Source organism: Sphingobacterium bovistauri (assembly GCF_020295405.1).
Lineage (GTDB): Bacteria > Bacteroidota > Bacteroidia > Sphingobacteriales > Sphingobacteriaceae > Sphingobacterium > Sphingobacterium bovistauri.
In genome coordinates this window covers 1-4,086 of the sequence record NZ_JADEYP010000055.1, presented here as the reverse complement: position 1 = coordinate 4,086, position 4,086 = coordinate 1, and the positions used below count along the sequence as shown (strand labels likewise).

Annotated in this window: 2 protein-coding genes; both read right to left on the bottom strand. The window is 28.0% G+C overall.

Annotation, left to right across the window (positions count from 1 at the left end; translation table 11 throughout):
• Positions 1 to 1,404 precede the first annotated feature (1,404 nt).
• Entirely contained in the window at positions 1,405 to 3,267 is a 1,863-nt protein-coding gene (locus IPZ78_RS17045; protein WP_225555182.1) for a hypothetical protein, read from the bottom strand.
• 26 nt (positions 3,268 to 3,293) lie between these two features.
• A complete protein-coding gene (locus IPZ78_RS17040; protein ID WP_225555181.1) occupies positions 3,294 to 3,491 on the bottom strand; it encodes a hypothetical protein in 198 nt (65 codons plus the stop codon).
• Between the last annotated feature and the right edge of the window lie 595 nt (positions 3,492 to 4,086).

The window sequence follows — 4,086 nt, the reverse complement described above, 5'->3', positions numbered from 1 at the left end:
TTTTATATAGTAATTATTTAAATCTTAATTCTACTAAGTTTAAATATAAAGACGATTATTAATATAATCAACTGATTATTATTAATATATAAATTTATCTTTTACTTTAAACCGTTTAATTTAGTTCTTAATATTTTTTAATTAATAGTATAGTCTTTCCCGTTTGCAATCAGTAAATAAATATTATAATACGCTTTATACTACCAAAGCTTCATTAGCATATAACCATGGACTTATTCATTTAGAGTTTTATTCAAATTATTACCGATGTCATAAATTTGCCACTCCCAAGCAAATGTGTTATCGTGATTTGTAGACTTAAATAAATGCGCGTCCATAACATCCTCTCTAAATGTTCGATTGGAACGTACTGTATATGAAATTTAAGCAGGGTTACCTTACTATATATTGAATTTTGATTTCTTGAACTCAATAAGTTTTTGAAACCTATATAAATAAATTTAGGAGTATTATATATTCGTATACGCTTTGGTTTTGTTTGATAACATAAAATTTCATTATTTTTTGAACTAATTTAGTATCTGGAATTCAAAAATAACTTCTAATAAGGGCTATCGCTTATTAAATAATATTAATCAGTTGAAACCATCTTCCATTATATAAGGAATCGCTCATGAAAACTATAGACCATTTGTCATTATTTGAACCAAGGACATTGAGTCGCTATTTTATTGTAGAAAGAAAACTACTTTTAAGATTCACTCTATGCTTTAAATGAATATTTCATAAATTAATTGTTTTTTATTCCAAACAAAGCGTAAAAAAGTATTTAACAAAAATGAGTATCAAATAATCGTGTAGGACACCTCGATGAGAGATCCATCATTTTATCAATGACGATTTGATAGTTTTAACTGTGATAATATTAATACATACTGCAACTCATACAGATAATTTTACTGAACCTATGATTAGTGATCCTCTTTGCTTTAATATTTGCTTCTGATAGCTCTTAACATTCACTGAGAGCTTAATCTTTATTTTCGTTAATATCTTTTAATATACGATGATCTAAGTTCAAAACTGAATACATACGCTTCAAGCTACTATTTTCTTCTTATAGTGACTTTAAATTTTTCAAATGCTGCAAGACCCATACTACCATACTTTGCTTCCGTTAATAATAAGTTGATGCTGAAATATCATATTTCATATTAATGTCTATTGTAAACTTTCCTGAATCATATTCTTAAATAATATTGACAATCTAATTTTCTGGAAACTTGCTCTTGTTAATAATGTTTAACAAAATAATTTATTTTTATTTGTTTTTAATAGACTTGTTAAGTCTACCAAAATAGTAAGTCTACTTTCGGTGGATTAATTGTTGGAAATAAATTTATATTAATTGAAACAAAAATAGATTTTTAATAAAATTATTTTTTATGGTCTTGTATCTCTAATACACCTTACCGAATAAGCTTGGTTTTCAGCTATCGTATTATCTATAGGAGTTAATTCACCATTAACTTTCCCTGTGATGTTCTGTGATAATCCGTTAGTATAAAGTGTGATATACCCAAATCCTCCAGAAATATTTTTATATAAGTAACGACCTTCACCAGCATCATAATTCGTTGTAACTCCATTTGGTAAATCCACGTTAAAAGCAGGTGTCAGCGCTCTGTCTTGAGATAACCCAGCTCTGATAACATTCCAACTCGTGCCTGAGGATGGTTTGGTAAGATAACCATGCATGTGAAATGTAACGACTCCTCCATTAGGTGATGCAACAGTATTTGGTATATAATATCCCAAATACGATTTATTATATATATAGTTACTGCTTGAAGCTAACGCGGAGTAATCTAGGTTAGTTGGTAATCTCCATGTTCCTATAGGAGCAATTAAATTACATATATCTCTATTTGAATCATATGCCCCTGGACTATTCATTTGAAGATATCCAGGCTGGAAATAATCGATTTTGTTACTCGTTGTATTCCATGAAGAGGGAATATATTGTACAGGTTCTATCGTTTTAATTGTTCCAAAGCCTTGGTTGTTTCCTGAGGAATTTCTAGTAATGCTAGAAAGTGGAGTATGTTTATCTTTAATGTAGTAAGCATTTTTTAATGGATCATATGCTAGATTAAAGTTTGCCCACCAAACATTTCCTACTTGTGAAGAATTACCATTTTTTAATTTTAATTCAAATGTGTAACTCTTTGCGTATTGTAAATGCGTTGAAATCTTAAAATTAAAATTTGTAGCTGCAGGATCATTTACATTGTACGATAATTTTTCTGTTGGATTATTACTACCGGTAATATAATTCCATCCTAAATATCTAATTTCAACATTTACATCATCAAATGCGTCTAGTTTTGAAGTGTATAAATAATTACTTTTTATAATATTCTTTACTGTATTAACAGTTTCATTTTGTTCCGGAGTTGGAAAAATTATTAAATTTCCTGCAGGGTTTGTAGGGATTGTAAGGTTAGTGTAAGTGTTAAAAGCACTATATCCATTCGCAAGATAATCACCTTCAGTCCCTGAAAAGAAATCATAATTACCTGTATATAATTTATTGCTTTGCAAGGCCAATCTCGATGTTGTAATTCTTGATAGAAATTCTAATTGCGTTAAGTCCAATTTCACAGCAACACGTGCCGTTTTTTGTTTAAAATTAATTGAAATGTTGGATTGTACTAAATTAGGATCAGAACTTATAATTTTGACGTTTTTACCACTGGCTGTCATAAATGGTTTATTTCGTACAGTTTGAACTTGTAAACTTTGAATTATATCATTGGATACAACAGCAGGATTATTTAAATCCGCATCCAGACTAGTATCATAAGTAAATGCAACCCAGTCATATTCTACATTTCTGGCCACAGGTACACTAGTAATTATATTGGAATTAACGATTTGGTTGTATATCTGTTTTTTACTAATTGATTCGTAAATTATTAGTCTATACTTACTATTAGTCTGAAGCGGCGTGTTTGCCAATTTACTTGTGTTTTTTAATTTATTTTTAATTCCATTGTCATTACCAATTGAGGACTCAATAAAATTTGATTCAATATTATATCCTTCAACTTGAGTAGTCTTTGAGAACAATTTAACATTCCCATCATTTGACTTTGAAACTGAACTTGCTTGTAAATCTAAATATCCTCCAATTTTGAATGATAATGTGTTACCATCATTACTTGGGTCAGTAGTGAATGTATTATCTTTTGAACAAGCTGTGAATAAATAAAGTATAAATAAAAAAGTAATATTTTTACGCATGTGTTTCATAGTTGATTAATTGTAGTTTATATTTCTTTTTCACTAACCCATGGGTTAGTGCCTTGAGATGGATTGTGATTAAAGTCTGTCCATTCTTCCATCGTTGCAGCTGGGCTAAGAAAGTCTAATTGTGCTTTAGATGCATTGGCTATACAGTCCTCAAGTATAATATTTTCCAAAATTATAATTGGCTTTGAGTACTTTTTTTTTTCTTTTCTGTTCATAGTTAAGTTTGCGTTTTATTCTATTTGGAATAAAACGCAAACTTATTAAACTTTTAAAAAACTAATTATATATAAATAATTATAATTTTACCCCTGTAGATACATAGCTACAGTTTATGTGTAAAAGTTTTTTTAAAGTTATAATATTTGTTTCACCTTTATAAGTGATGACGTATAATAGACATAACCCGTTTCTAGAAATAAATGAATTTTTAAGTAGTCATTTTCGTAAGCTTCTTATGTTGATTTCTTTGAAAGTTACATGTGTTTGTAGTAATTTTTATAAATGAAATAATCTAATAGTGTCAATAGTCAAAAGGTTAATAATAAGGTTTCATACCAGATTATTAAGGATAAGGTATGTGTATTTTATATTATTAAAATTCAAATGGTTAATAGTTGTTAATATAAAAAGTAATAAAAGTTTATTACACGTATAGGTTATTAGCTTAAAAGTGTAATTAAATTCTTTTCATTTACTAATTACGTCTTGTGTAGGTTAAATTATTAAGCCTAATTTTCAATAGTAATTAAATAAAATTTTTAATTTGGGAAAGGATGCGAAATATGATTAATTAAAATTACATTTTGGTAA